Origin of the sequence: Ruminococcus sp. 210702-SL.1.03 (assembly GCF_020559915.1) — a bacterium.
Taxonomy (GTDB): Bacteria; Bacillota; Clostridia; order Oscillospirales; family Ruminococcaceae; genus YE71.
Map to the genome: position 1 here is coordinate 1 of NZ_JAJCLZ010000198.1, position 221 is coordinate 221.

1 protein-coding gene is annotated in these 221 nt (G+C 42.1%); it reads left to right on the plus strand.

The features are described 5' to 3' along the window. Nucleotides 1-69: 69 nt before the first annotated feature. A partial coding sequence (locus LI114_RS14435) for a helix-turn-helix domain-containing protein (RefSeq protein WP_227221178.1) occupies nt 70-221 on the plus strand: 152 nt, incomplete at its 3' end.

A 221-nucleotide genomic window follows, 5' to 3' on the forward strand; every position in this document is an offset into this window, starting at 1 on the left:
TGCTTAACTTCAAATCCTTGCGGTCAATGTGTCAAGTTTTATTGACAAAATCAAATTTACGATTTAGGTCTGAGCCACAAGGCTGTGGCTGTGTACTGTTATCTTGCAAACCGTGCGGATAAAAACGGAGAATGTTTTCCCTCTGTGCGCAGGATAGCAGAAGATTTGAGTATACACAAAAGCACGGTGTATCGTGCATTTACGGAACTTGAAAACCGTGG